This is a genomic window from Nocardia sp. NPDC050435 (assembly GCF_040655395.1).
In the GTDB taxonomy this organism is placed as follows: domain Bacteria; phylum Actinomycetota; class Actinomycetes; order Mycobacteriales; family Mycobacteriaceae; genus Nocardia.
The window spans coordinates 58,145-84,949 of record NZ_JBFAJW010000017.1; the positions used below are offsets into that span (position 1 = coordinate 58,145).

A 26,805-nucleotide genomic window follows, 5' to 3' on the forward strand; every position below is an offset into this window, starting at 1 on the left:
CATGGCAACTCCCGACTTCATCCGAGAACTGCGGGTCACTGCGGGCCAGCAGCTGCTGTGGATGCCCGGCGTGGCCGCGGTGGTCTTCGACGACGCGGGCCGGGTGCTGCTCGGGCGACGGGCCGACAGCGGGCGCTGGACGGTGATCGGCGGCATCCCGGAGCCCGGCGAGCAGCCCGCCGACTGCGCGGTGCGGGAGGTGTTCGAGGAGACCGCGGTGCACTGCGTCCCCGAGCGCGTCGCCCACGTCCGGGCCATGCCGCCGCACACCTTCCCCAACGGCGACACCTGCCAGTTCATGGACATCACCATGGTGTGCCGCGCGGTGGGCGGCACCGCGCGGGTCAACGACGACGAGTCGCTCGAGGTGGCCTGGTTCGCGCTGGACGCCCTGCCCGAACTCTCGCCGCACGAGGCGCTGCGCATCGAGCACGCCCGGACCGACGGCCCCACCTGGTTCCAGCCCGCCCGGCGGGCCCCGGGCGGGCGTGGTTCGATGACTCCATGACCGACGATATCGACGTGCCCCGGGTGGTCCTGGCCAGCCGGGAGATCCCGGTGGCGGCCGCGACGCTCTTCGAGCTGATCGCCGACCCGGCGCGCCAGCCGAACTGGGACGGCAACGACAACCTGGCCGAGGCGCCCGCCGGGCAGCGGGTGCGCGAGGCGGGTCAGGTCTTCTCGATGACGCTCACCAACGGGCACGTGCGGGAGAACCACGTCGTCGATTTCGAGGAGGGGCGCCGAATCGCCTGGCGGCCTTCCGAGCCCGGCAAACAGCCGCCCGGCCACCTGTGGCGCTGGGAGCTGGAACCGCTGGACGCGGGCCGCACCCTGGTCACCCACACCTACGACTGGTCCGGCCTGACCGACGAGAGCCGGTTGCCGCGCGCCCGCGCCACCACACCGGACAAATTGCGGGCCTCCGTCGATCGCCTCGCGGAGTACGCCGAAAAGCTCTGAGCCACCGCCCGATTGCGCCCCGGCTCGGCGGGTATTCGCCCCGCAGAGCGACGGCGATCGAAGGCGGTGCCCCGTGCGAACCATCTCCACCGACATTCCGGCCCGGTTGGATCGCCTGCCGTGGTCGCGCTGGCACTGGACCATCGTCATCGGGCTCGGGTCGGTGTGGATCCTGGACGGGCTCGAGGTCACCGTCGTCGGCAGCGTGGCGGGCCGGTTGTCCGAGCCGGGCAGCGGACTGGACATCACCGCCGCGCAGGTCTCCGGCCTGGCGGCGGCCCTGTATGTGGCGGGCGCCGGCGCGGGCGCGCTGTTCTTCGGCTGGCTGACCGACCGGTTCGGGCGCAAGAAGCTGTTCCTGCTCACCCTCGCGGTGTACCTGTTCGCGACCGCCATGACGGCGCTGTCGTTCGACCTGTGGTGGTTCGTGTTCTTCCGGTTCCTCACCGGATTCGGCATCGGCGGCGAGTACGCGGCCATCAATTCCGCCATCGACGAACTGATCCCGCGGAAATATCGCGGGCGCATCGACATCGTCATCAACGGCACCTACTGGCTGGGCGCGGTCGGCGGCGCGCTGCTGTCGGTGCTGGTGCTCAATACCGACCTGTTCCCCGCGAATGTGGGCTGGCGGCTGACCTTCGCGCTCGGCGCGGTCTTCGGCCTGATCATTCTGTTCGTGCGCCGCACCGTGCCGGAAAGTCCGCGCTGGCAATTCATCCACGGCCGGGAGCAGGACGCCGAACGCACCGTCGCCGACATCGAGAAACAGGTGCGCGCCGATACGGGCGCGGAACTCGAGGACGTCTCCGGACAGCAGCTGGAGATCGAGCAGCGGCGCGCCACCGGATTCGGGGAGATCGCCTCGGTGCTGGTGCGGTTGTATCCGAAACGGGCCGCGCTCGGCTTCTCGCTGTTCATCGGACAGGCGTTCCTGTACAACGCGATCACCTTCAATTACGCGCTGATCCTGACCAAGTCGTTCGACATCGCCGACGACAAGGTCGGGTACTACTTCGCGGTGATCTGCTTCGGCAATTTCCTCGGACCGCTGCTGCTGGGCAAGCTGTTCGACACGGTCGGCCGCAAGCCGATGATCGCGGGCTGCTACATCGGTTCGGCGCTGCTGTTGTTCAGCACCGCCTGGCTGTTCCAGGGCGGGCACCTCACCGCGATGACGCTCACCGCCTGCTGGACGGCCGTGCTGTTCATCGCCTCCTGCGGCGCGAGCGCCGCGTATTTGACGGTGAGCGAGATCTTCCCGATGGAGACGCGGGCGATGGCGATCGCGTTCTTCTACGCCATCGGCACCGTCGCGGGCGGCGTGGCGGGGCCGCTGGTGTTCGCCAATCTCGCGGAAGACGGCGATCCGGGGCGTACCGCGCTGGCCTTCGCCATCGGCGCGACGGCGATGCTGCTGGCAGGTTTGGTCGAGGTCGCCTACGGGGTCAAGGCCGAGCAGCGGTCGCTGGAGGACTTGGCGCGCCCGCTCAGCGCCACCGCGGCGAAGTAGCTCAGCGGGTTCCGTAGCCCGTTGCGCCCCAGACTGTTTCCACAGCAACCTGGATGGTCGCCGTCTGCGCCTCGGTGCTCGGCGTCAGCAGCCGCAGGTGGCCCCAGTTCCGGGTCCAGTCGTGCGCCAGGTAGGCGGGCAGGGTGTGCGCCCGCGTCAGCGGAGCGGCCCAGCCCGGGGGTGCACCGTCCGGCTCGTTCGTGATCCACCAGACCGGCAGCTCCGCCACACCGTGGCGGTGGCCGGAGGGGCGCTGACACGGGAAGGCGAACCCGGCGTCGGTGTGGACGGGGTCGTCGCTGCCCACCAGGGATTGCAGGGTGGTCAGGCGCGGCAGCCGGGGCGGGACCAGGGCCACCCACTGCGCGCCGGAGGGTTCGGCGACGGTGGCGATGACGCGAACCGCGTTGGCCTCGGCTGGAATTCGGTCCAGCGCCACCGGGAGGTTGCGCCACGCCGGACTCCCGGCTGCGGCCGGCGGGACCAGTTCGCTCAGCCACCGGATGGTGCCGTCGCCCGCCCGATCGGCGAACTCCACGCGCAGCCGCTCGCCGTCGACGCGCCCGGCGACGGTCAGGACCAGGACGCGGTACGCGGGATCCTGTTGTGCGGCGGTCATATCCAGGCGGTACCACTGCGAGATCAGGTGGGCGGGCTGGGTACCGCCGGTGTGACTGCCCAGGACCGGGGTGCGCGCGGGGTCCAGCCGGAACGGCAAAGCGCCCGTGCCGCCGCCGTTTTCGGCGGGCAGATCTCCGACACCGTTGGGGGTGAATCCGACGTTCTCCGCCGCCAGGCCCGAACCGATGAAGGGCTGTAACAGGGAATCCGCGGTGTCGGTCTCCACCAGCACAGAATCGGCCAGAGCGCACCGGTCCGCAGGCTGGACCAGGCGGCCGGGTACCGCGTGGACGCTGCCAGCGACACCACTTGGAGGAGCACCACGGCGGCAATGGCCGGAGCCGCGACCGGGAACCGCCGCCGGAGCGGACCGTTTCCGAGTGGCTTACCCGCTCGGTCCTCCCACGCGACCACCGCCACTGCCGCCGCCAAGCCCGCGTACACCGCGAAATCCGGCGACCACTCGATCGGCAGGATGGTCATCAGTACCAGCGCCGCACCCACGGCCACGGCCAGCCGCGCCACCGGACCACGGGTGGTCCGCGCACTCGGCCCGCGGTTCCGCAGCGCCGCCGCCACGCACACCGACAGGACCAGCACCCCGAACAGCCGCGCGAGCCAATTCTCCTGTGCCATATCGAATAACGCCGCCCAGCGCTCGACTCCGCCGAACCAGCCCCGATCCGGACCGGCCGACCACCGCACCCGGATCGCTTCGCGCACCGCCGCGAACGTCTGATCGGCGAACACGACGACCAGCACCACGGTGCCCGCCGCCAGCAGCGGAATCGCCCGTGCGAGAACGTTTGTCACCGATCGCCCGGTAGGCAGGCGCGTTCTCGCCGCGGCCTCGGTGGAACTCCGCAGGATTCTCCGGGAACCGGCGACGAGGACGACCAGACAGATCCATCCCCCCGGGGCGGCCGCCGACGCGAAAGCGGCGATCAGCAGCGCGAACGCGGCGGGCAGCAGGCGCCGGGTGGCGATGGCGCGTTCCATCGAACACCAGGTGAGCACCGCCGCACCGGCGATCAGGGCAGCCGCGCCGAGGCCGCTGCCGAACGGCAGCCAGATCGCCAGGAAGGCCAGGGCGGCGATCCAGGGCGCGGCGGCATCGGTCCGGATCCGTGATCCCAAGCGCGGCAGCATCTCCCGGCTGAGCACCCACCAGCAGAGCAGGCCCGCGAGCACCGCGGGCAATCGCCACCACAGGCTCGAACCCCCGAGCACGGTCAGTCGGCTCAGCATCTCGTAGGGCCAGCCGAATGGCGCCGCCGCCACTCCGGACGAGTCGGCGAGGTATCCCACGTCCGGCCGCGCGCGCAGCATCGTCGCGATGCCGTCGTCCTCGGCGGTGCTCGCCCCGATCACGAGCCACAGCAGCAGAATTCCGCCGACCACCCCGTCGCTCGCGCGCACCCGCCACGCACCGGCGGGCACGAGCCGGCGGTCCCGGCGACCGTCCGCGCGATCGAGCAGACGCAGGCAGATCAGCGCCGCGAAGGTCGCCGTGATCGCACCGGCGATCGCCGCGATCTTCCACCCACTCGGGCTGGACGAGAACCGGGTATCCAGCTCGGCGCGCACCCGTGCCCCCGCCAGCTGGGCCCGATCGAAATCGGTGAAGAGCCCGGCGAATCGCGGCCGGAGGTCACCGGCGCGCACCGTCCGGAACGGGGTGCCGTCCGGACGTTGCAGACCGGACAGCTCCGCGGTCGTCCGCGCGGCTGAGGAGTGCACTACCAGCGCGTCACAGGCGCTCTTCGGCGCGGAGTCGAAACCTGTTTCCGCACCGGCTATTTGGGTGACCGCCGCCGTCAGCAACGGAAACTCACGCAGCGAAACCGTCAGCGTGCGGCCGATTTCGACGCGGTGCTCGATCCGGACCAGCAGCGCGCGATCCGCGGATTCGGTCGTCGGCACGGTGGACAGCACGGTTCCGGTGGGCAGGTCGCGCAGCGTCGAACACGGGATCGAGAGGTCCAGCGACAACGGGGCGGAGCCCAGGAGCGGAGCGGCGACTCGAACGGCTTGGGGCTGCGGCCAATCCAGACTCGCCCGTTCCTGCCGGACCGGGAGCAGCGGGGTCAGCACCGCGAGCAGGACGCCGAGACTCCCCGAGACGATCGCGACCAGGCGAACCAGAGGTGAGCCCGGCGATACTGCACGCACGATGCACGATGCTAGCCATCCGGGCCGCCGAGCACCCGATGAGCCGGAGGCGAATGTTCATTACCCCCGCGGCGCGCGGGGAAGTACCGTCGGAGGTATGGCGGAGTTGGTCTTGGGTCCGGTGTTGCGGCATGTCGACGCGACGTCGGCGACCGTCTGGGTGGAAACCGATACGGCATGCGAGGTGGAGGTGCTGGGGCATCGGTCCCGCACCTTCCAGGTCGGTGAGTTGCATTTCGCGCTGGTGTGCGTCGAGGGCCTGGAAACAGGCGCCTCTATTCCGTACCAGGTCGCGCTGGACGGCGAAACGGTCTGGCCCGAGCCGGATTCCGACTTCCCGCCGTGCCGCATCCGGACCAGGCCGGTGCGGCGGATCCTGTTCGGTTCGTGCCGCGCGGCCAAGGCGACGCCCGGCGTGCTGGAGGCGGACAAGGTCGGCCCCGACGCGCTGGACGCCTACGCCCTGCGCATGCGCGACCAGTCCGAGCAGCACTGGCCGGACGCCCTGGTGCTGCTCGGCGATCAGGTCTACGCCGACCAGCCGACACCGCAGGTGCAGCAGTGGCTGGACGAACGGCGCGACGGCGCGGAGCCGGCCCACGAGGTGGTGTCGTTCCGCGAATACGCCGAGCTGTACCACGAATCCTGGTCCGACCCGGAGATCCGCTGGCTGATGTCGACCACGCCGACCTCGATGATCTTCGACGACCACGATGTGCGCGACGACTGGAACACCTCGCGCACCTGGCGCGCCCAGATGGCCGAGAAGCCGTGGTGGCGCGGGCGCATCCGGGCCGGGCTGGCCTCCTACTGGGTCTATCAGCATCTGGGCAATCTCGGCCCGGACGAGCTGGAGCGCGACGACCTCTATCGCGAGATCAGCAAGGCGGGCACCGATGTGCAGGAGCTGCTCGAGGATTTCGCCGAGCGGGCCGACAAGGAGGTCGACGGCCGCAAACCCTTCCGCTGGTCCTACCGGCGCGATTTCGGCCGGGTCCGGCTGCTGGTCATCGATACGCGCAGCGGCCGCATCCTGGATGGGGAGCGGCTCATGGTCGGCGACGAGGAGTTCGACTGGATCGAGGCCAATGCCGCGGGTGATGTCGATCACCTGCTGATCGGGTCCTCGCTGCCCTGGCTGATGCCGCACGCCGTCAGCCACCTGCAGTCGCTCAACGAGCGCGCGGCGAGCCTGCCCGGTCTACGCGGCCGACTAGGCGAAACGCTCAGACAGGTCGCCGACCTGGAACACTGGCCCGCCTTCCGGGCCTCCTTCGAGCGGCTCGCCCGCCTGATCTTCCGGCTGGGCACCGCCGCGGACGCACCGAGCACCATCTGCGTGCTGTCCGGCGACGTACACCACAGCTATGCCGCGCGCGCCGAGTACCGGGAGCCGACCAAATCCGAGGTGCTGCAACTGGTGTGCTCGCCGGTGCACAACGATCCGCCCAGGCGTTTCCACGTCCTGTTCGCGCTGTCCTGGGCGCGCCCGCTCGCGGCGGCGCTGCGCCGGCTCGCCGACCGGCGCGGGATCTCCCCGGATCCCGTCCGCTGGGACAAGGTGAGCGGGCCACACTTCGGCAACTCCATCGCCGCGCTGGAGATCGAGGGCCGCCGCGCCCGGTTCGTCCTGGAAACCGCCCGCCCGGACGAGGGCCTGATCCGGGTGGCCGAACTCGACCTGCGAGCCGACGGGTAGCACCCAGTAGGCTGCGCGGCTATGGCATTGAGCGCGACCCTGCACACCTTCACCGTCCAGCTCGCCGACGTCGACCGCGGCGTCTACGAGGAGCTGGAGTTGCGGGTCGCACGGCACCCCTCCGAGACGGCGGAGTTCATGCTGACCCGGCTGCTGGCCTACTGCCTGGAGTACACCGAGGGCATCGCCTTCAGCGAGGGCGGCGTCTCCTCCACCGACGAGCCCGCGGTGCTGGTGCGCGATCTCACCGGCCGGATCACCGCGTGGATCGAGGTCGGCGCGCCGGATGCCGAGCGCCTGCACCGCGGCAGCAAGCTGGCCGGGCGCGCCGCGGTCTACACGCACCGCGATCCGGCGAAGGTGCTCGCGCAACTGGCGGGCAAGCGGGTGCACCGCGGCGGCGAGATCCCGATCCACAGCTTCGACCGGGCCGGCATCGATGCCGCCGTGGCCGCACTGGATCGCCGCAACACGGCCACGGTCTCGATCACCGAACGGGAGTTGTTCCTCGAGCTCAACGGCGTCTCGGTGAGCACTCCGGTGCGCACGCACCACTTCGCCTGATCCGGCAATTGTGATGACCGAAATGGGTTGCGCCGCATCGTGATAAAGCATTCGTTAACTTTGTTAATCACATGATCGCCATCCATCGGCTATTACAATTGCGCGACCGGACGGACTCGAAAGATTACGGCATTATCGGATTTACACCGGAATCGATAGTGCTCGCACGGATACGGTCGTATCGTGGTTCTGCACAGACCTCCGGGTCTGCGCTGTTGGATGAGGCGGGGAGGCGCCAACTCTCATTCGCAGGATTGCAAAGGAGAAGTCCGTGAAATCAGAACTGTCCGCGGCACAGTGGTTCAAGAGCCGGCGCAGCGGTGCGTCCCGAGATTGCGTCGAGGTCGCTTTCCTCGACACCGGCCGAGTCGGCGTCCGCGACTCGAAGAATCCCGCCGGTCCGGCACTGGTATTCACCCCCGGTGAATGGACCGCCTTCACCACGTCCATCGCCTCCGGCGACTTCGACCGGTAGGCCTAGCGAACTCCGCCGCCGCCCGAGGCACCGGGCGGCGGCGGAGTTTCGCGCGCTCCGGCTATCGCGAATGTCGCGACGGCGCAGCCGGGTTCACGCCGATCTCAGAGGCAGTTGAGGCAGGCGCCGGCCCGGGGCAGCTGCATGAAGCACTGCGAGCACACGGCCGGGCGCACCGGCTGCGCGATCTCGGCGCCGGTGTGGGCGACCTGCGTGGTCATCTTGGCGGCGGGACGGCGGCGGCTGGCGACCTTCGGCGTGAGCGGCGGGACGGAGAAATCCTCGGGCATCTCGGCGCCGTGGAACTGGTAGCACTGCCAGCGCGCGTAGGCGGCGTGCAGCTCCAGATCGTCGGGCACCGGCAGCGCGGCCAGCTCCAGCACGTACTTGTACGCCTCGCCGACGGTGTGGTTCTGCCGGACGCACAGCGCCGTCAGCGGCGGCTCCCCCGCCTTGTGACAGCGGCGGGCGACCTTACGCAGAATCGCCTCCATCCAGGTGCGGGTCGGCGCGGCGGTGTGCACGCCGGACACCTCCTGCACCCGCTCGGCAAGTTCTGTCACAGTGATGAAATGCCCGTAACCGGTGGCGATCTCGGCCAACTCGGTGTGCGCGGCCAGCGCCCAGGCCACGGTCGCGTCCTTCAACGGCACCGGAGTTCCGTCGCCTGCCTGCCATGCCGCCGCCACCGTGGATACACCGCTCTTCGTCACCCGAACAAGTTAGCGCCTGACCCCGCCCAGGGGCCAATGGCCTGGGCGGGGCGTTGCGCGTGTCACTAGCCGGCCGGCGGCTGCCGGTCGGCGGGAAAGGCCGTTTCGTGCAGGGAACGCCACTGGTAGCCGTGATCGGAGGCGCTCAGGACCGCGCTCACCCGGCGGCGGGCCAGCATGTCGCCGTGGCGGTACTCGGCGACGAACCGGACCGCGAGCACGGGGCCCGCGTCGGCGAGCTCCTCGAAATCGGTGATCTCGATCCGCAGCCCGGGCTGGGCGTTGCGCACCGACCAGACGCCGGTGAGCAGCGCCTCCCGGTCGACCACCTCCGCGAGAATCGTCACCGCCGTGAACTTCTCGTGCAGCGCCGCCGCGAAACGGTCGAACACCTTTGGGGGCGCGTCCGTGCCCATCCAGTCCGCCAGGTCCGCGTGCAGGGCCGCCACCAGCGCGGCCGAACCGGGCTCCGGGGCCGCCGCGGGCGGCGAATCCGGCTCCCGCGCGCGTCTACCCATCCCGTCATCTTTCCGCAATCGCGGTGACGACGGCAAGATCACCACGAATCCCCCTGCGCCAGCGCACTATTGCCGGGCAAGCCCCAGGAAGTCCCGGCCCGGCCGGGTAGCGGGTCCGGCGCAAGGTTGTGGCAATATCGAGCGAGGGGGAACCTGCCAGAGGATCCATAAAGCCGATTGACCATGAGCCGCCGCACCCGACGCCGCACCCTGAGTGCGGTGCAACGCAAAACCGCGCAGTTGCAACCTTTCACGCTCGCCGAGTTCGGCCGGATCCTGACCACCGCCAGTGGAATTCCGGTCCACATCGCGCCCAGCACCGCGTTGCCGCCCGCCGTGGCCGGCCGCTGGCTGCGCACCGGCGCCGGCGACCTCATCGAGTACGACGCGAACCTGCCCGCGATCGCCCGGATCAACACCGTGCTGCACGAGGCCGGGCACATCCTGCACGGCCACACCAGCGTCGAACTCCAGCTCGACACCGGCCAGGCGCTGTGCTCGATCCTCAGCCCGACGGCCATCGGGCACTTCGCACAGGTCCGATACCGCTCGGCCTACGACTCGCGGTGCGAGCGCGAGGCCGAGGGCTTCGCCCGCCAAACCCTGCGCACCATCCTGTGGAGCGATGCCGACACCGGCGAAACCGCGGACATCCGCGGCGCGCTGGGCTTTCCCCGGACTCGAATCGAGTAGGCCAGTGGCACAATTCGTCGTCATCGTCTCCGTGCTGATCCTGTTCGGCGCCTGCGCCCTGGTCTGGCAGGCCACGCCGCAGGGCGCGCGCGGCCAGCGCGTGCCGATCGGCATCCTGGTGCTGCTCTCGCTCAGCTTTCTCTCGCTCGGCCCGAGCTCGGAGACCTTCTTCGACGCCTTCCGCGTCAACAGCGCCTACCTGTTCAGCCATCTGTGCGGGCTGACCGCGATCGCCCTGACCGCTTTCTACTGGGAGCAGGCGATCTCGGCGAAGCCGCCGAGCCGGCGCCGCGTGCTGCTCACCCGCGCGGTCTACGGCATGGCCGCCATCGCCCTGGTCACCCTGTTCCTGAGCTCGCCGCAGCGTCCGCACGGCGCGGGGTTCGCGCGCGAATTCGAGGACAGTCCCGGCATGCAGGTCTACTGGATCATCCAGGCGGGGGTGATGATGCACGCGATGTGCACGCTGGGGGTCGCCGCCGCACGGGCCAGGGCCCGGGAACGGCACTGGCGGCGGGTGCTGCTCGGCATCCTGGTCGGCATGATCGGCCTGTACACGCTGTACGAAGCGTGGGTGATCGTGGTGGTCACCGTGTGGCCCGACCTGCCGCCGCTGTGGGCGCAGCATCTGACGACGGCGTTCCAGATCACCGCCAGCCTGCTGCTGGTGGCCGGCTGTCTCGGCCCCGCCGTGCTCGGCGCGCTGCGCAGCGCCCGCCTGGCCCGGTTCTACATCGAGCAGCTAGATCCGCTGCACGAGTGGCTGACCCGGCGCTATCCGCAGGTTCGCTTCCGCGCGCAGGCCAGTCGCCGGGGCGAAACCCGCGTCACCGACATGCTGATCGAGGTCAGCGACGCCCTGCGCCTGCTGCAACGCGACGAGCCGGCCGTGGCGGCCGCGCACGGGCTGGCCGATCACACCATTCGCGCCGCCGCGCACGGCAATACGCACTGTGCCGCCTACGAACTGGCGGCCGCCCGGCTCTTCGACGGCCGCCCGCAGGCGCCGACCCGGACGCTCCGGCCGCGCTGGCGCGCACCCGAATTGCCGATCCTGCGCGCGGGGCTGAGCTCCCGATGAATGTAACCCACGTCACAATCAACGTATGCTGTAGCATTACGGCGCAACGAGGCGCCGAGAAGTGGAGGAGCGTGTAATGGGGGGCGCAGCCTTCTCGGACCGACTGGAGTATCTGTTCCGCACGATGCCCAACCCGGACGGCCGGCGGTACACCGCCGACGAGATCTCCCGGCGGGCCACCGAACTGGGGCATCCCATCTCGGCCGTCTATGTGGCGCAACTGCGTTCGGGGCTCAAGCAGAACCCCTCGCTCAAACACGCCAGCGGCCTGGCCGCCGCCTTCGGTGTCGACATCCGCTTCTTCACCGACGACGACGCGTGGCAGCGCGGTCGTCAGGAAATCGAGTATCTGCGCCTGAGCACCGCGCCCGGGCTCGAGGCGATCGCGTTCCGCGCCCTCGACCTGTCCCAGCAGTCGCTGGCCTCACTGATCGATTACCTCCGATTCCTGCGCGTGCAGGAGGGCCTGCCGGCCGACCCGCCGGATCTGCCCGAGGACCGTTCCTGACCAGCCCCTTGTCGCAAAACTGTCGAATCGGAATTCACTGAGCCGATCCCGGCCGCCACGCGTGAGGACGGCGACTTTTCGGTGCTTCGTCACCAGTTTGTGGCGCGAGTCACAAACTGGTCACGGCCCGGAAAACCGCGCCCTGAGCGGCGGGCCTGCCCGGACTTGATTTAGATCACAGTCCCATTCGTCCGCTTATGAAACCTTAAGTTACTTTTCAGCAACAATCCCTTGGACACTTGACCATGGGTGCTCGGTCGAGGACCTGCGGTTCCAGCCCGGAGCCGCGCCACTGAGGGAAAGCAAAGTAATGAAGTTCAGCAAGATCGCCGCAACCTCGGCTTTGGTTATCGCGGCTCTCGGCATCGCCACCGGTACTTCGCACGCCGAGCCGGCGCCGTCCCCGGTCATCCCGTCGTTCCTCGACGGCGTGAACCAGGGCGTGCAGCAGGTTCTGCCCGGCATCGGCTGGAAGACCTCCCTCGAGGGCGACTCCGTCGTCGTCGAGACCGACCGCGGTTCGCTGACCACCGACAACGGCCAGTTCCAGGTGCACGACGAGCAGGGCAACGTGCTCGTGGGCCTGCCGCTCAGCTACACCCTGAACGACCTCGAGTACCCGATCAACGCCAGTGTCGACGGCCTGCGCGCCGTGCTGACCCCGGTCAAGGACCAGAACGCCGCGCACCCGGTCGGCCTGCGCCACGACGTGGCCAAGCAGGAGGCCTTCGATGACGCCGTCTCCGCCGCGGCGACCCAGTTCGGCATCATCACCTCGATCGGCACCCTGATCGGCACCATCGTCGGCGGTGGCGCCGGCTGCGCCATCGGCGGCGCGGGCGGCCTGATCCTGGGCCTGCCGATCCTGGACCTCGGCGGCGCGACCGGCATTGCCGGCTGCCTCGCCGGCGCCGCCGTCGGCATCCCGCTGGGCGCAGCGGCCGGCCTCGTGCTGACCGGCGTGCCCGCGGCCATCGTCGTCGGCATCGGCTTCCACAACCGCATCAACGCCCCCGAGAACCAGTAAGGTCCTCGCGCTTTCCGGCCCGGTCCGCTTCCCGCGGACCGGGCCGTTCGCGTTCCACGGCCGGCTAGGAATCCGTCCGGGTGGCGAGGATGCCGGCGATGACGACGCGCAGGCCGTAGTGGAATTCGTGGTCGGGGTCCGCACCGAAGGCCCCGGCCACCAAGCGCGCGGTGCGCGGGAAACGCTGTGTGTCGACCACCCCGGAGACCCCCGCGTAGGGGTTGCCGCCGTGGTATTCCGCGCCCGAGCGGGCTTGCTCCTCGATGACGAAACCGATCGTGTAGTGCAGCATGATCGGGAAGACCCGCTCGGCGTCGGCTGGCGCGAAGCCCGCGTCCTCCAGGGTGCGCAGCGTCAGCTCGATGGTGCGCCAGAGGTGTTCGTCCTCGACGTAGGTGCCCGCGACCACTTTCGCGCCGTCGCGGTAGCGCAGCATGGCCCGCCGCAGGCGCCCGGCCAGGCCGACCAGCCAGTCCTGCCAATCCTCGTCCCGGCGCGGCGCTTCCACGCCGCTGACCGCGGCGACGAAGACCGACCGCGCCATCACATCGAGCAACTCGCGCTTGTTCTTGACATGCCAGTACAGCGCGGGTGCTTGCACATTCAGCGCCGCCGCGACCTTGCGCATCGTCAGTCCGTCGAGTCCGAATTCGTCGAGCAGGCCCAGTGCGGCCTCGGCGACCAGCGCGGCGTCGAGCTTCCCCGTCGTGTCCTTCACGGTTGACAGCTTAACAATGTTCTGTTGTCCTTAACATCGTTAAATGCTTAACGTTGTTAAGGAGACTGACGATGGAAACCACCGAGGTAGTGATCGCGGGCGCCGGGCCGACCGGGCTGATGCTGGCCATCGAACTGCGACTGGCCGGAGTGGAGGTGGTCCTGGTCGACGGGCTCGCCCAGCGCACCGGGGAATCGCGGGCCGGCGGCATCCACGCGCGCACCATCGAGATCCTCGACCAGCGCGGGCTGCTGGAGCCGCTGCTCGCCCAGGGCCGCACGATGCAGGCCGGGCACTTCGGCGGCCTCGCGCTCGACTTTCGCGACTTCGAGACCCGCCATCCCTATGTGCTCGCCGTCCTGCAATCGGTGATCGAACGCGAACTGGACGCCCGCGCCACCGCACTGGGCGCGCCGGTGCGGTGGGCAGCACCGGTCACCGGCTTCCGGCAGGACGCCGACGGCGTCGAGGTGCACCTCGGCGACGGCCGCCGCCTGCGCGCCGCCTACCTGGTCGGCTGCGACGGCGGGCGCAGCGCGGTACGCAAGCTCGCGGGCATCGGGTTCCCCGGCACCGAGGCGACGATGACCGGCATGCTCGCCGACGTCGAGCTGGCGGAACCGCCCGCCGCGCCCTTCTTCGCGCACCGCAACGGCCCGGGCGATTTCTCGGCGGTCCAGTTCCAGCCCGGCTGGTACCGCCTCCTCGTGCAGCGCCACGACCTGGTGCTCGAACGCGGCACCACACTGTCCTACGACGACTTCAAGTCCTACTTCACCGAGGTCGCGGGCACCGATTTCGGCATGCACAGCCCCCGCTGGGTCTCGCACTTCAGCGATGCCGCCCGGCTCGCCGACCGATACCGCGCCGGGCGGGTGTTCCTCGCGGGCGACGCCGCCCACATCCACTTCCCGGCCGGCGGCCAAGGGCAGAACCTGGGCCTGCAGGACGCGGTCAATCTCGGCTGGAAGCTCGCGGCCACGCTGCACGGCAACGCCGCCGCCGAGCTGCTCGACACCTACGAGAGCGAACGCCGCCCGCTCGCGGCGCGGGTCCTGCAGAACACGCGCGCCCAGACCGCGCTGCAACGCGGCGGCCCGCACATCGACGCCCTGCGCGCGATCATGGGCGACCTGATCGGCGTCGACGAGGTCCGCCGCCGCCTCGGCCTGATGATCGCGGCCCTGGACATCCGCTACGAAACCAAGGGTGAGCACCCCCTCTGCGGTCGCCGGATCCCCGACGCCGAGTTGACCGGCCCCGCTCCGCGCGTGCACCGCCTGCTGGGCACACCTCGCCCGATCCTGCTGTGCCTGAACGACTCCCGGCCACCGGCGATCACGGGCTGGACCGGCCGCGTCGACGTCGTCCACGCGCACACCGCCACCGACCACTGGACCCTGCCCGAGCTCGGCGACCTCCGCGCCCCCGCCCTGGCGCTGATCCGACCCGACGGCTACGTCGCCTGGGCCGCGGACGCGCCGACCGAGACCGGCCTGACCGAAGCCCTCGGCACCTGGGTCGGAGTCAGTGACTGATCGGCAGGTCGCGCCGGGCCTGCTCCAGATCCGTGGACCAGATCCACAGCCGGTGCGGCGGCGGAACCTCGTGGTAGCCGTACAGGCCGACCTCGGTCAGGCTGCGGAGGTCGACGCAGACGCGCTGGTACGCCTCGGCGAGGGCGACCGGACGGGCGGCGCCGAGCTTGATCAGCGCGCGGTATTCGTAGGCGAGCAGCAGGTCGGGCCCACCGTGGGCCCAGGCGCCGGATTTCCGCTCCCAGGCCGACGCGGCCGCGTCGAGCAGCAGGTTCAGGTCGGCGGCGGGCGGTATCGACGGATAGATGACGAAGGTCGCCGCCCAGCCCGCCGCGACCAGGTCGAGATTGAAGGTGCGGCGGCGCGGATCGTCGCGCGGCGGCAGCGGATCGGCGGCGGTGCCGACGAACCAGGGCGCGGTGTAGGCCAGCATCCGGCCGTTGCTCTCGATCAACTCGCCGGTCGCGATCACCGCCAGTTTGCGGCGGCTGCCGTCGGGCCTGGTCAGCCTCGTCTCGACCAGCTCGCGGTGCGCCGCTGCGGCGGCCTTCCCCGCGGCCAGGTGCCGCTCGGCGGCGTCGGGGGTGATGCGTCCGATCAGGTAGTCCCGCAGGTCTTTCGGCAGCGCGTCGTAGGTGCCGTCGGCCAACCGGGCCTTCGCGCGTTCCAGGGCCGCCTGTGCCGTCGGCGGGCTGCCGCCGAACTGCGATTCGGGAGTGTCGATGGACACCATCCGCACGGCCATCTCGATGTTCGGCGTATCGCCATCGGTGGTGCTGAGGAAGCGGTGATCGTTGGCGGGCCGGCTGGGCCCGACGAAACCGAGTTCGACCATGACATCTCTCCGGAGAACGGCGCATCCCGACCCCTCCAGCGTGACCGGGATTTCGCTCGGGCGCAACGGGATCAGGGGGAAGCTGGCACGATGGTCGGGGTGTCGCCGTCACTGCAGCCCGTGTACCCGGTCCGGACCAAGCGGCTGCTGCTGCGGCCGCTGGGCAGCGCGGACATCGACGCGCTGCTCGGCTACCGGAGCCGGGCGGATGTGTGCCGGTATGTGCCGTTCGAGCCGATGAGCCGGGCGCAGGTGGTGGAGCGGCTGGAGACCCGCTGGGCGAACACCGAACTCACCGACGAGGGGCAGGACCTCACGCTCGGCATCGAGATAGCCGAGACGGGTGCGCTGATCGGCGACGTCATCCTGTTCTGGCGGAGCCGGGAGCACGGCCTCGGTGAGCTCGGCTACGTGCTGCATCCCGACGCCGGCGGCCACGGGTATGCCACCGAGGCCGCGCACGCCGTGCTGCGCTTGGGCTTCGAAGAACTCGGCCTGCACCGCATCGTGGCCCGGCTGGACGAACGCAACACCGCCTCCGCCGCCGTCGCCCGCCGTCTCGGCATGCGCCAGGAGGCCCGGCTGGTGCAGAACGAGTTCTTCAAAGGCGAATGGACCACCGAGCTCGATTTCGCGCTGCTCGCCGACGAATGGTTCGCGGCGCGCTGACCCCGGGCTACTCCGGGGCGTAGGCCGCCACGAAGGCGGTGTCCACGCCGAGCGCGCCGAGTGCCGTGGCGCCGCCGGGATCGCCCAGAGCGGCCTCGCGCCCGGGCAGCACCTCGGTGAAGAAGCGCGCGTTCTCGGCCACGAACACCTCTTGACCGTCGGGCATGTCGTCCTGGTAGTAGATCGCCTCGACCGGGCAGGCGGGTTCGCAGGCCGAGCAGTCGGTGCATTCGTCGGGATTGATGTAGGCCATGCGGTCACCGACGTAGATGCAGTCCAGCGGGCATTCCTCGATGCAGGCGCGATCCAGGACGTCGACGCAGGCCGCTCCGATGACGAAAGTCATGATGTCTCCTCGATTTTCCGGGCCCGCAGGCGCAGAAATCCACCATCGCCGCCGCGGCCGGACCGCGGTAGCCGCCGCGCACCGACCACCTCATCAGCCGTCCTTATGACCCGGCGGCGCATAATTCCAGCCATGACCCTCCCACCGGGCACACCGGAGCTGGAGGTGCTCGATCTGCTGGTCTCGGTCGCCGAACTGGGCAGCCTGGGCGCCGCCGCCCGCCGCCACGGCATCTCCCAGCCCGCCGCGAGCATGCGCGTCGCCGCCCTGGAGCGCCGCCTGCGCCTGCGCCTGCTCGATCGTGGCCCGACCGGCTCGGCGCTGACCGAGCCGGGCCGCGCCGTCGTCGACCAGGCCCGGCCCGTGCTGGCCGCCGCCCACGCCTTCACGGTCGCCGTCGCCGCGTTGCGGGCGGCCGACCGCCCCAAGCTGCGGGTCGCCGCCTCGAAAACCATTGCCGATCACCGGATGCCGCACTGGCTCGGCGCGCTGCGCGCGGCCCGGCCCGAGGTGTCGGTGGCGCTGGAGGTCGGCAACTCCCGCCAGGTGCAGGCCTGGGTGCAGCAGGCGCAGGCCGACGTCGGTTTCGTCGAGGGACCGCACCCACCGGCCGAACTCGCGAGCCGGGTGCTCGGCACCGACGATCTGGTGGTCGTGGTCGGCCGCGGTCATCCGTGGGCCCGCCGCCGCCGGCCGCTGACCGTCCGGGAACTGGCCGGCACCGCGCTGCTGTGGCGCGAACCCGGCTCCGGCACCCGCGACACGGTCTGGGAACTCCTCGCCGCCGACACCGAACCCCGCTCCCCCGCCGCCGAATTCGGTTCGACCGCGGCCATCCTGACGACGGCGCGCACCGGTGCGGCGCCCGCCGTGCTCAGCCGCCTGATCGCCGGACCCGCCCTCGCCGCGGGCGAGCTGCTCGAGATCCCGCTCGCGGACGCGGTGCTGACCCGCAAATTCCGCGCGGTCTGGCGCCGGCAGGCGCCGCCCGCCGACCCGGGCGATCTGCTCATCCGGTATGCCGCGCGATTCGAACAGGACCGCGGCGCCTGAGGATCGGCCTGCACGCCGCCGTAACCCCGACTACTGTTGCGGGGTGGCGGATTTCACGGACGAGTCTCGGGATCATTTCGCGGCGCTGGCCATGGCGCACCTGGCCGAGCTCGGGCGCGGCCCGGCGGTCTACGACGCGGCCGAGTTCACCCTGGAACTGCCCGACGGCTGGGAGATCAACCTAACCAACATCTATCGCGAAACTTACGAACTGCCCGCCGACGCGCGGGCCGAGCGCCTCACCCGTTTCCTGTCGTCGCTGCCCACCGACGACGAGCCCGCGAGCACGTGGGAGCAGGTGCGGCCCCGGTTGCGCCCGATCCTGCGCCCGGTCACCTACGCGATCGACCAGGCGCCCGAGTCCCGGCCGCTGGCGCGGCCCGCGTTCCCGTTCCTCAGCGAGCTGGTGGCGGTCGACAAGCCGGATTCGCGCACGATCGTGGCGAATTCGCACGTCGCCGAATGGGGTGTGACGCCCGAGCAGGTCTTCGACGCGGCCCGCGAGAATCTCGCCGGGCTGGTGCGGCCGCACGACAGCTCCGGCGACGCCATCCTGCGCTATGTCGACGACGGCAACGCCTACTTCACCTCCTGGCCCCTGGCGCCCGGCTGGCTGGCCTCCTTCCGCGCCCGCTACGGCCATCGCCGCCCGGTCGCCTTCATGCCCGACAACGACAGCCTGATCGTGGTGCCGGACGCGCCGCAGGTGCTGGGCCGGATGTACGAGCTGGCCGAGGAGCAGTACCGCACCGCCACCCGCCCGCTCTCGCCGCAGGGCTACACCCTCGACGACACCGACGCGGTGGTGCCGTTCGACCTGGCCGGCCCGCACGAGCAACTGCCCGCCGCGCACCGGGCGCGCTGCGGTCTGGCCTCCGCCGAGTACACGACCCAGACCGGGTGGCTGAACCAGGCGGTCGAGGATTTCCTGGAGTACCCGGGCTTCGACCTGGAGCCCGCCTACGCCGCGGAGTTGAAGTTCACCGAGGGCCCCGACGGCCCGCGCACGATCACGATCTGGTGCGAAGGCGTGGAATACCTGCTACCCGAAGCCGAGTACGTCGCTTTCGGCGCGGACGACGGCGCGGGCGGGCTGCGGCCGCTGTTCGAGGTCCCCTTCGACGCCGTCGCCGCCCTCACCGGGCTCACGCCGGTGCCCGGCCTGGATCCGCCGCGCTACGAGGCCCGTAGCTGGCCCACCCCGGACCTGCTCACCCGGCTGTCCCAGGCCGCCACCACCGTGCACGCGCGGAGCTGACCGGCGTGGCGCCGCTGATCGTGCACGCCGGGCCGAGGGCCGCGGCGGCCGGGCTGGAGGCGCTGATCGACTTGTACGCCGAGGTTTTCGCGAGCCCGCCCTATTACGAGGGCCCCGAGGACGTGCTCCGGTTCCGCAAACTGCTGACCGCCGAGTTGGAGCAGCCGGGATTCGCCCTGGTCCGGGCGATCGAGGGCAGCGAATTGGTCGGCATGGCCTACGGTTTCACCTTCGCGCCCGAAGTGTGGTGGCCGGGCTCGGCCACACCGGCGCCGCCGGAGGCGCTCGGCGTCCCGAAGTTCGCCGTGATGGAACTGGCGGTGCGCGCGGATCATCAGGGCCGCGGGCTGGGCCGGGCGCTGCTCGGCGCGCTGCTGGACGACCGCGCCGAGCCGCTCGCGGTGCTCACGGTCGCGCCGGCGGCGCCCGCCGACGCGATCTACCGGGCGTGGGGCTGGCGCCCGGCGGGTCACACCATTCCGGACCCGGAATCGCACAGTTTCTACAACATCCTGTGTTTCGATCTGCCTGTGATGACGGAATGAGTACCGAGGGTCTCGACGCACAACTCGCGCGCTGGCAGGGCTACCTGCGGCAGCAGGGCGCACCGGTGGAGACGCTGGACGAGCGCCTGCACACCGACATGACGGAATTGACCGCGGCCGGACTGCGCCCCGAAGAGAGTTTTCTCGTCGCGCTCAAACGCCGTGCGGCCGAGGACGGCCCGGCGCGCGAGTTCGCCCGCGCGCACGGCAGCCGCCTGTGGCGCGAGCTGGTGCTCGGCGAACGGGCGGACAAGGCGGGCAACCGGGACGCGCTGCGCACCATGCTGGCCTGCGCGCTGCTGGCGATCGTCGCGCTCAAGGCGCCCACCCTGTTCGGCGTCGACTTCGACGACGACGAGTTCTACCCGCGCAATCTCGCGCTGCTCGCGCTCGCGCCGCTGGCGCTCTACTTCGGCGTGCGCCGGCGGCTGCGCCCCGCCGTCGCCGCGGTGGTCGCCGGACTGTTCGCGCTGGGCGCGGTCGCCGCCAATGCCTATGGGCTGGACTTCGATTCGCAGTCGATCGTGCTGACCGCCATCCATCTGCCGCTGGCGCTGTGGCTGGTGATCGGCGTCGCCTACGCGGGCGGCGACTGGCGCTCGCCTCCGCGCCGCATGGATTTCATCCGGTTCACCGGCGAATGGGTCGTCTACTTCGTCCTGATCTGCCTGGGCGGCGGCGTGCTCACCGGCATCACGGTCGGCACCTTCGGCGCCATCGGCATCGACGCCGAGACCTTCGTAGGCGAGTGGCTGGTGCCCTGCGGCGGCGTCGCGGCGATCGTGGTCGCGGCCTGGCTGGTGGAGACCAGGCAGGGCGTGATCGAGACGATCGCCCCGATGCTGACCAGGATCTTCACCCCGCTGTTCACCGCGGTGCTGCTCGCCCTGCTGATCGGATTCGGTCTGAGCAGCACCGGGCTCGAGCCCGACCGCGAGGTGCTCATCCTGTTCGACGTGCTGCTGGTCGTCGTGCTGGGCCTGCTGCTCTACGCCCTCACCGCCGTCGACCGACCGGCCGAACCGAAGCTGTTCGACAAACTGCAACTGGCCCTGGTGGTCAGCGCGCTGCTGGTCGATCTGCTCGTGCTGATCGTCATCACCAGCCGGATCACCGAGTACGGCGGCTCGCCGAACAAGATCGCGGCCCTGGGCGAGAATCTGATCCTGCTGGCCAACCTGGCCTGGTCGGCCTGGCTGCTGTTCGGTTTCCTGCGCGGTCGCGCCCCCGTCGAACGCCTGGAGCGCTGGCAGACCGGCTACCTGGTGGTCTACGCCGCCTGGGCGTGGATCGTGGTGCTGGTCTTCCCGCCGCTGTTCGGTTTCCGCTGAGCCGGGCTACGCGACGCCGATGACGATCACCGGCTGGTCGGCGGGGTCCAGCCAGTGCAGCACGGCGTCGAGGTCCGGTGCCGCGATGGCGACGCAGCCCGCGGTGGGCTCGCCCGTCGCGACATGCAGGAAGAACGCGGAGCCGCGGCCGGCCTGGGCGGGCCAGCGGTTGTAGTCCAGCACCACGGCGCGGTCGTAGGCAGGGCCGACCGCGCCGAGCCGCTCGCTGGCGCTCTCGTCGAACGGGCACAATCCCGGCGGGCACAGGAACGGCATGTTGTAGAGCAGCGAGCCGGAGTCGCCGACCCACCAATCCCACGGTGTCACTTGACGATACGGCAGGCGGGTGCCGCCGCCCGGCCGGTTGCCGAACGCCTGGTTCAGCCCCCAGACCCCCGCCGGGGTGCGCGCCAGCCCCTCGCGGGCCGCACCGACGCCCGCCGCGCCGACGAAAGCCGGGTAGGGCCCGAGCGCCCGCACCCAGCCGCCGTCCACCCGATCCCAGGCCGCCAGCACCGCGGTGGTCGCCGCGGAGTCCGCGGCCACCACGGTGACGACCTGCCGAGCCGGACCCGCGTACGGCACGGGCAGCGAATCGGCCCGCGCCGGGCCGCCCGCCGACCCGATCGCCGCCAGCATCAGGCACACCACCAGGGACGACCGCAGCGAGGGCATCCGGCATTGTCTCCGCCCGCGCCGCCGCGCGGGCCGACCGCCCGCACCACCGGCGTGTCGCCCCCGACTGAGTAGAGACACCTAGGGCGATCGGGTAGGCGCACAGGTCCGAGCCGGGGCGCGCTCGGCGAAGCTTGCGGTATGAACAGAACTTTCACCGGGGGAACGCATCGGGCGACGGTGCGGGAGCGGACGAGAAGCGTTCGGCTGCAAGCCCTTTCCGGAGCACTGACCGGCGTCTACCATCTGGCCGCGGCCCATCCGGCGCTGTGGCGGCGGATGGCGCGCGGCTACCATCCGAGCCTGACCCGGGTGGCCGCCGGGCACGCCGCGCTCGCCTGCCGATCGGCCGCCGTGCAGGTGCCCGCCTACCGGGATTTCCTGCACCGGGCCGGCGCCGGGAACGCCAAGCGGCTCAGCGACTTTCCCGAGACCGGCAAGGCCGAATACGCGGGGCGCTACGACGAGGAGAGCCGCTGCCGGCACGGCCGGCTGCATCGCCCGGGGGTGATCGTCGACGAGTCCTCGGGCTCTACCGGCACCCCGTTCAACTGGGCGCGCGGGCCGAAAGAGCTGCGGACCATCTACCGCAACGCGGCGGGCTACGTGCAGATGGCCTTTCCCGGTGACCGGCTGTTCGTCATCAACGCCTACTCGATGGGCGCGTGGGCGACGGGCACGACCACCGGCGCGGCCCTGGCCCGCATCGCCATGGTGAAGAACACGGGCCCGGACCTGGACAAGATCATCGACACGCTGCGGCACTTCGGTCCCGGCTACGACTACATCGTGGCCGCCTACCCGCCGTTCCTCAAGCATCTGCGCGATCGCCTCGACGAACTCGAATTCGACTGGGACGCCTATCGATTGCAGGGCATGGTCGGCGGCGAGGCGCTCACCGAGGCCCTGCGCGACTACCTGGAGCAGCGGTTCACCCGGGTGCGCTCCGGCTACGGCGCCAGCGATCTGTCGATCGGCATCGGCGCGGAGACCAGTTTCACGGTCTGGCTGCGCAAGCAACTGGACGCGGACCCCGAACTGCGCCGCGAACTGCTCGGCGCGCACGAGCAGCGCCTGCCGATGATCTTCCACTACAACCCGCTCGAGACCTACCTGGAGGTGAACGCGCGCTCGGAGTTGCTGTGCACGCTCACCTCCCGGCACTGCGTGCAGCCCAAGCTGCGCTACAACATCGGCGACGAGGCGCGGGTGCACACGCTGCCCGCGGTGCTGCGGGCGTTGCGGCGGGATCCGGCGCGCTGGGCCGAGTTCCGACGGCACCGCGGCGCGGACACGATGAACCTGCCGCTGCTGTTCCTGTTCGGGCGGGCCGACAGCACCGTCTCCTACATGGGCGCGAACCTGTATCCGCAGGACGTCGAAAACGGTCTCTACCAAGACAATCCGTATGCCGACCGGATCTCCCGGTTCTGCCTGTCGCTGGAGGAGGCGCCGGATCTGGAATCGCGTCCGGTGGTCAACCTGGAGCTGCGCGACGCCGGACTGGACGCCGACCAGCGGCTGCTGCTGGCCGCGGCGTGCCGCACCGGGGTGCTGGATCACCTGGCGCATGTCTCCCGGGACTTCGCCGCGTCGCTGCGCGAGGATCCGAGCGCCGCCGACCTGCGGGTGCGCCTGTTCGAGCCCGGTGCGGGCCCGTTCGCCGCCATGACCAAGCTGAAGAACTCCTACCTGGTGGAGGCGTCGTGAGAACCACCGATTTCCGCCTCGCGCCGCCACAGGGCCAGGCCACGGCGATGTTCATCGGCGCCACCCGCTACCGCGGCCCGCGCTCGATCATCACGATGAGCCGCACCTGGATCCGCCTGGTGCGCGATATGCGCCGGATGCGCGGATACCGCTGGCACAAGGTCTATTACGAGTTCCCCTTCACCCTGGGCACCATCGCGTTCTTCGCCGATCGCGACGCCCTGCTGGCCTTCGCGCGCAGCCGGCACCATCGCGAGCTGATGGTCTGGGTGACCGACGAGACCAAGAACGCCACCGGCGGCTTCATCCGGCTCTACTACGCCGATCCGGCGGGCTACAGCAACGGTGTCTGGCGGGCCGAGGGCAATCAGATGGGCCACATTCCCACCTTCACGCCGCTGTCCACCGAGCAGGCGGGTCCGCCCGTGGTGCGGCGATGAGGTTCGAGCGGGTGGCCGACGCCCGGGCGCTGCGCGAGTTCCTGGCGTTGCCGGGGCGGCTGCACGATCACCGGTACGTGCCGATCACCCATCAGACGATCCGGCGCTGGTATCGCGAGGGCGTCGCGCTGCACCTGCTGCGCGACGACGCGGGCCGGGTGATCGGGCGCACCACCCTGCACACCGACGCCGCGCTCGACGCGAAGCTGGGCCGGCGGTCACAGTTGTTCGGGCTGACCGAATTCCGGCCCGGCGCGGGCGAGGCGCTGTTCGAGCAGATCCACGCCGCCGCGGTGCGCGCGGAGCGCTCGGCAGTGTTCGGCCCGGTGTCGTTGCTGCCCAATCAATCCGGCGGCGTGATCACCTCCGGGTTCGCCGAGCGCGGCTTCCTGGACAGCGCCTGGAACCCCGAGCACTATCCGCTGGAGTACGAATCCTTCGGCTTCACAAGGCGTTTCGAGTCCGACACCTGGATCTGCCCGACCACGGCCGATCCGGACAGCGTGTTCGACTTCGACGACAACCGGCCGGCCGCCGAACAACTACGCCTGCACCGCGGTGACAAACGGCGCATCGCCGAGCAACTGCCGATCCTGCGCACCATGCTGAACGCGGCCTTCGGCCAACTCGGGTACTACACCGATATCTCCGGTGGCCAGCTGGCCGCGCAGACCGACGGGCTGGCCTACCTGCTGGACGAATCGCTGCTGCTCTACCTGACCAAGGCGGATCGCCCGGTGGCGTTCGTGCTGTGCGTGCCCGACATCTCCGAGTTCCTGAGCCGGATCGGCGGCGATCTCGGCCTGCGCAATCAGCTGCGGCTGCTCGCCGGGCGCTCGCGGTACCGGCGCGAGGCGGTGCTGGTCATCAAGGGCACCGTTCCCGAGGAGCAGGGGCACGGCTACATGCGCTATCTGTCGCGCGAACTGCTGCGCAATCTGCGCGCGGGCGGCTACGAGGGTTTACGCAGCACCTTCGTCGAGCGCTCGAATCCCGCGTCGGCGGCGCACTTCCGGGCGCTGGGCGGACGCCCGCTGCACGGCTACACCTTCTACGACAAGGAGCTCCGGTGAACATCGATGCCGTGCGCGCCCTGGAACCCACCTTCTGGCGCGCGCCCAGCGCGCACAACACCCAGCCGTGGACCCTCACCTACCACGCGGACCACATCGAGGTCGGCTGGGATCCGGAACGCACACTCCCCGAAGGAGATTCCGACGCGCGCGATCTGCTGCTCTCGCTGGGCGCGTTCGTCGAAGGGTGCCTGATCGCCTGTGCGGGTGCGGGTCTCGCGATCACGTTCGAGCCGGATCGCGGCGCGCACCGTGTCGGCCGCCTGGTCGCGGCGGCACTGCCCTACGAAACCCCCTACACGATCGGCGATCTGCACCGCCGCCGCACCCATCGCGGCGCGTTCCATCCCACCCCGCTGAACCGTGCGCTGCGGTGCCGCCTGCTGGGCATCGCCCGCGCGGCGGGGGCCGAACTGCGCTTCCTGCCGTGCGACAGCGCAGATCCGCTGGTACGCCGGGCCGATCGGTGGCTGTTCGGCACCGCGCCCGTGGTCCGCGAGCTCCGGGACTGGTTGCGGCTGAGCACCCGTCATCCGCGCTACCGCCACGACGGCCTCACCGCCGCGGCGCTGCACCTGAGCCCGGGCCAGGCGCGCGGGCTGCGGCTGGCGCTGGCCGGGTATCCGGCGCTGCGCCCGCTGGGCCTGGCGCGCGTGCTGGCGGCGCAGGGCGGGATCGCCGGGGCGGGCGAACTTTTCGTGCTGATCGCCGACCCGGACGACCCGCTCGCGGCGGGCCGGGCGCTGCTGCGGATCTGGCTGGAGCTGACCCGGCACGGTCATGCCACGCACCCGCTGAGTCAGGTCATCGACTGCGCGGCGACCCGCGACGAACTGGCCGGACTGCTCGGCGTGGCCCCGGAGCGGACTCTGCATCTCGCCCGGGCCGGGCAGCCCGCGAGCCCGCCCGCGCCGTCGTTCCGACGCGACTTCCGCAGCTCAGTAAAGTTAGGCTAACCTTCCGTCCGCGAGATTTAGCCTAACCCGATTGCCGGCCCGCGTGCGCGCCGCACTTGCCCTGTTCCTGCTCGCGGCCCTCGCCGTGGTCGCGGGTTGCAGCAGCTCCGACACCGAGGGCACCCAGTCCTCCGGCACCCGCGAGGTACAGACCGACCGCGGCCCGGTGACCGTGCCCGCCGACCCGCAGCGCATCGCCGTCGTCAACGGCTCGCTCGGCGGCTACCTGTTCGACCTGGGCGCCAAGGTCAAGGCCGCGGATCCGCGCCTGCTCGGCGTCACCCTGCCCCCGGGTGAGTTCCCGGCCCTGTGGTCGGCCGACGCCAAGGCTCAGGGCACCGCGGTGCTGCCCTCCGGCGACAACATCAATCTGGAATTCATCGCCGCCCAGCAGCCCGATCTGATCATCGGCGGCGGCCAGGGCTACCCCGGCCAGCAGTCGATCGACGCCTACGACAAGCTGACCGCCATCGCGCCCACGGTGCTGATCTCGTCGAAGCTGACCAACTGGCAGGACCAGTTGAAGGCGGTCGCGGACGTGATCGGCAAGTCCGACAAGGTCGAAGGCCTGATCAGCTCCTACAACCGCAAGGTCGCCGAGGTGAAGGCCGCCATCAAGGTGCCCGCGGGCACGATCTCGGTGTTCCAGTCCCGCAAGGACAACAAGCCCTCGGTCGTCGCGCCCACCACGCCGCTGGCGGCGCTGCTGACCGAGGTCGGCTTCACCGTCGACAGCGCGGTCGAGGCCAAGGCCGGCAACCCGGCCCGGCCCGCGGCCGCGGACTGGGTCAACTTCAGCCCCGAGCTGACCAGCGTCGTCGTCGACGCCCCCGCGCTGTTCATCGTGCAGCTCGACGGCGGGCGCACCATCGCACAGCTGAAGCAGGACCCGGTGCTGGCCGCGCTGCCGGCGTTCCGGTCCGGGCAGCTCTACGAACTGCCCTCGACCAGCCAGCGCCCGGACTATCGCCACGTGATGGCGACCCTGGATCTGATCGCGAAGACCTTCAAGTAGGCGAAGGTGGCACCATGGAGGAAGGTGCCGGGCCGCGCGCCTCGGCATTTTTCCGAGTCTGTTCCAGATCTACTTCCGCTAACCAGGAGGAACGAG

28 protein-coding genes and 1 pseudogene are annotated in these 26,805 nt (G+C 70.5%); 21 read left to right on the top strand and 8 right to left on the bottom strand.

Annotation, left to right across the window (positions count from 1 at the left end):
• The first annotated feature begins 1 nt into the window (after nt 1).
• The 3 genes from AB0I43_RS37855 (at nt 2) to AB0I43_RS37865 (ending at nt 2,476) form a co-directional block, all read left to right on the top strand.
• Nucleotides 2–508, top strand: a complete 507-nt coding sequence (locus tag AB0I43_RS37855) for an NUDIX domain-containing protein (RefSeq protein ID WP_356976695.1) — start codon at nt 2–4, stop codon at nt 506–508.
• Nucleotides 505–963: an SRPBCC family protein gene (locus AB0I43_RS37860; RefSeq protein ID WP_356976697.1), complete on the top strand. Its 459-nt coding sequence runs from the start codon at nt 505–507 to the stop codon at nt 961–963. Before AB0I43_RS37855 ends, AB0I43_RS37860 begins: the two co-directional genes overlap by 4 nt.
• A 73-nt stretch (nt 964–1,036) precedes the next feature.
• A complete protein-coding gene (locus tag AB0I43_RS37865) occupies nt 1,037–2,476 on the top strand; it encodes an MFS transporter (RefSeq protein WP_356976699.1) in 1,440 nt (479 codons plus the stop codon).
• Nucleotide 2,477: 1 nt separating this feature from the next.
• Here AB0I43_RS37865 and AB0I43_RS37870 read toward each other — a convergent pair whose 3' ends face one another.
• Both AB0I43_RS37870 and AB0I43_RS37875 read right to left on the bottom strand, forming a co-directional pair.
• Nucleotides 2,478–3,323 (bottom strand): arabinosyltransferase C-terminal domain-containing protein, encoded by an 846-nt coding sequence (locus tag AB0I43_RS37870; protein WP_357433584.1) that lies wholly within the window; start codon nt 3,321–3,323, stop codon nt 2,478–2,480.
• 176 nt (nt 3,324–3,499) lie between these two features.
• Nucleotides 3,500–5,269: pseudogene (locus AB0I43_RS37875) on the bottom strand (arabinosyltransferase domain-containing protein); the annotation flags it as partial.
• Nucleotides 5,270–5,366: 97 nt separating this feature from the next.
• Here AB0I43_RS37875 and AB0I43_RS37880 point away from each other — a divergent pair.
• From AB0I43_RS37880 to AB0I43_RS37890, 3 genes are all read left to right on the top strand, one after another.
• Nucleotides 5,367–6,968, top strand: a complete 1,602-nt coding sequence (locus AB0I43_RS37880; RefSeq protein WP_356976702.1) for an alkaline phosphatase D family protein — start codon at nt 5,367–5,369, stop codon at nt 6,966–6,968.
• Nucleotides 6,969–6,989: 21 nt separating this feature from the next.
• A complete protein-coding gene (locus AB0I43_RS37885) occupies nt 6,990–7,532 on the top strand; it encodes a YaeQ family protein (protein ID WP_356976704.1) in 543 nt (180 codons plus the stop codon).
• A gap of 271 nt (nt 7,533–7,803) precedes the next feature.
• Nucleotides 7,804–8,007, top strand: coding sequence for a DUF397 domain-containing protein (locus tag AB0I43_RS37890; protein WP_356976705.1), 204 nt, complete (start codon nt 7,804–7,806; stop codon nt 8,005–8,007).
• Between the two features lie 104 nt (nt 8,008–8,111).
• On the opposite strand, the gene AB0I43_RS37895 is transcribed toward AB0I43_RS37890, so the two are convergent.
• Nucleotides 8,112–8,720, bottom strand: coding sequence for a hypothetical protein (locus AB0I43_RS37895; protein WP_356976707.1), 609 nt, complete (start codon nt 8,718–8,720; stop codon nt 8,112–8,114).
• Nucleotides 8,721–8,785: 65 nt separating this feature from the next.
• Complete coding sequence (locus AB0I43_RS37900; RefSeq protein WP_356976708.1) at nt 8,786–9,238, bottom strand: hypothetical protein; 453 nt, start codon at nt 9,236–9,238, stop codon at nt 8,786–8,788.
• A gap of 219 nt (nt 9,239–9,457) precedes the next feature.
• Between AB0I43_RS37900 and AB0I43_RS37905 the strand changes: the two genes are divergently transcribed.
• The 4 genes from AB0I43_RS37905 (at nt 9,458) to AB0I43_RS37920 (ending at nt 12,547) form a co-directional block, all read left to right on the top strand.
• Nucleotides 9,458–9,931: a hypothetical protein gene (locus tag AB0I43_RS37905; RefSeq protein WP_356976709.1), complete on the top strand. Its 474-nt coding sequence runs from the start codon at nt 9,458–9,460 to the stop codon at nt 9,929–9,931.
• A 4-nt stretch (nt 9,932–9,935) separates the two neighbouring features.
• A complete protein-coding gene (locus tag AB0I43_RS37910; RefSeq protein WP_356976710.1) occupies nt 9,936–11,012 on the top strand; it encodes a hypothetical protein in 1,077 nt (358 codons plus the stop codon).
• A 76-nt stretch (nt 11,013–11,088) separates the two neighbouring features.
• On the top strand, nt 11,089–11,520 hold the full coding sequence (locus AB0I43_RS37915) for an XRE family transcriptional regulator (RefSeq protein WP_356976712.1): 432 nt from the start codon (nt 11,089–11,091) through the stop codon (nt 11,518–11,520).
• A 310-nt stretch (nt 11,521–11,830) separates the two neighbouring features.
• Nucleotides 11,831–12,547 carry a hypothetical protein gene (locus tag AB0I43_RS37920; protein ID WP_356976713.1) on the top strand — a complete coding sequence of 239 codons (717 nt, stop codon included), beginning with the start codon at nt 11,831–11,833 and terminating at the stop codon, nt 12,545–12,547.
• Nucleotides 12,548–12,611: 64 nt separating this feature from the next.
• Here the strand turns inward: AB0I43_RS37920 and AB0I43_RS37925 are convergent, their stop codons facing one another.
• Nucleotides 12,612–13,265, bottom strand: a complete 654-nt coding sequence (locus tag AB0I43_RS37925; RefSeq protein WP_356976715.1) for a TetR/AcrR family transcriptional regulator C-terminal domain-containing protein — start codon at nt 13,263–13,265, stop codon at nt 12,612–12,614.
• Nucleotides 13,266–13,336: 71 nt separating this feature from the next.
• On the opposite strand from AB0I43_RS37925, the gene AB0I43_RS37930 reads away from it, so the two are divergent.
• Nucleotides 13,337–14,803 (top strand): FAD-dependent monooxygenase, encoded by a 1,467-nt coding sequence (locus AB0I43_RS37930; RefSeq protein ID WP_356976717.1) that lies wholly within the window; start codon nt 13,337–13,339, stop codon nt 14,801–14,803.
• On the opposite strand, the gene AB0I43_RS37935 is transcribed toward AB0I43_RS37930, so the two are convergent.
• Nucleotides 14,793–15,638 (bottom strand): hypothetical protein, encoded by an 846-nt coding sequence (locus AB0I43_RS37935; protein WP_356976719.1) that lies wholly within the window; start codon nt 15,636–15,638, stop codon nt 14,793–14,795. The genes AB0I43_RS37930 and AB0I43_RS37935 overlap by 11 nt on opposite strands.
• 99 nt (nt 15,639–15,737) lie before the next feature.
• On the opposite strand from AB0I43_RS37935, the gene AB0I43_RS37940 reads away from it, so the two are divergent.
• On the top strand, nt 15,738–16,307 hold the full coding sequence (locus AB0I43_RS37940) for a GNAT family N-acetyltransferase (protein WP_356976721.1): 570 nt from the start codon (nt 15,738–15,740) through the stop codon (nt 16,305–16,307).
• A gap of 7 nt (nt 16,308–16,314) precedes the next feature.
• Here AB0I43_RS37940 and fdxA read toward each other — a convergent pair whose 3' ends face one another.
• Nucleotides 16,315–16,653 carry a ferredoxin gene (gene fdxA / locus AB0I43_RS37945; protein WP_356976723.1) on the bottom strand — a complete coding sequence of 113 codons (339 nt, stop codon included), beginning with the start codon at nt 16,651–16,653 and terminating at the stop codon, nt 16,315–16,317.
• Nucleotides 16,654–16,785: 132 nt separating this feature from the next.
• On the opposite strand from fdxA, the gene AB0I43_RS37950 reads away from it, so the two are divergent.
• From AB0I43_RS37950 to AB0I43_RS37965, 4 genes are read left to right on the top strand one after another with little or no spacing between them, the layout of a single operon-like run.
• Complete coding sequence (locus tag AB0I43_RS37950; protein ID WP_356976725.1) at nt 16,786–17,706, top strand: LysR substrate-binding domain-containing protein; 921 nt, start codon at nt 16,786–16,788, stop codon at nt 17,704–17,706.
• Nucleotides 17,707–17,749: 43 nt separating this feature from the next.
• Nucleotides 17,750–18,964: a hypothetical protein gene (locus tag AB0I43_RS37955; RefSeq protein WP_356976727.1), complete on the top strand. Its 1,215-nt coding sequence runs from the start codon at nt 17,750–17,752 to the stop codon at nt 18,962–18,964.
• 5 nt (nt 18,965–18,969) lie between these two features.
• Nucleotides 18,970–19,509, top strand: a complete 540-nt coding sequence (locus AB0I43_RS37960) for a GNAT family N-acetyltransferase (protein ID WP_356976728.1) — start codon at nt 18,970–18,972, stop codon at nt 19,507–19,509.
• Entirely contained in the window at nt 19,506–20,840 is a 1,335-nt protein-coding gene (locus AB0I43_RS37965) for a hypothetical protein (RefSeq protein ID WP_356976730.1), read from the top strand. The genes AB0I43_RS37960 and AB0I43_RS37965 overlap by 4 nt, the downstream gene beginning before the upstream one ends.
• A gap of 6 nt (nt 20,841–20,846) precedes the next feature.
• On the opposite strand, the gene AB0I43_RS37970 is transcribed toward AB0I43_RS37965, so the two are convergent.
• Nucleotides 20,847–21,515, bottom strand: coding sequence for a L,D-transpeptidase family protein (locus AB0I43_RS37970; RefSeq protein WP_356976731.1), 669 nt, complete (start codon nt 21,513–21,515; stop codon nt 20,847–20,849).
• Between the two features lie 141 nt (nt 21,516–21,656).
• Here AB0I43_RS37970 and AB0I43_RS37975 point away from each other — a divergent pair, with 141 nt between their 5' ends.
• From AB0I43_RS37975 to AB0I43_RS37995, 5 genes are read left to right on the top strand one after another with little or no spacing between them, the layout of a single operon-like run.
• Complete coding sequence (locus tag AB0I43_RS37975) at nt 21,657–23,225, top strand: hypothetical protein (protein WP_356976732.1); 1,569 nt, start codon at nt 21,657–21,659, stop codon at nt 23,223–23,225.
• On the top strand, nt 23,222–23,665 hold the full coding sequence (locus AB0I43_RS37980; protein ID WP_356976734.1) for a hypothetical protein: 444 nt from the start codon (nt 23,222–23,224) through the stop codon (nt 23,663–23,665). Before AB0I43_RS37975 ends, AB0I43_RS37980 begins: the two co-directional genes overlap by 4 nt.
• On the top strand, nt 23,662–24,738 hold the full coding sequence (locus AB0I43_RS37985) for a hypothetical protein (RefSeq protein WP_356976736.1): 1,077 nt from the start codon (nt 23,662–23,664) through the stop codon (nt 24,736–24,738). The genes AB0I43_RS37980 and AB0I43_RS37985 overlap by 4 nt, the downstream gene beginning before the upstream one ends.
• Nucleotides 24,735–25,694: a hypothetical protein gene (locus tag AB0I43_RS37990; protein WP_356976738.1), complete on the top strand. Its 960-nt coding sequence runs from the start codon at nt 24,735–24,737 to the stop codon at nt 25,692–25,694. Before AB0I43_RS37985 ends, AB0I43_RS37990 begins: the two co-directional genes overlap by 4 nt.
• A gap of 31 nt (nt 25,695–25,725) precedes the next feature.
• The gene (locus tag AB0I43_RS37995; protein WP_357433586.1) at nt 25,726–26,709 is read left to right on the top strand and encodes an ABC transporter substrate-binding protein; all 984 of its coding nucleotides are present in this window, start codon (nt 25,726–25,728) and stop codon (nt 26,707–26,709) included.
• The last annotated feature ends 96 nt before the right edge of the window (nt 26,710–26,805 follow it).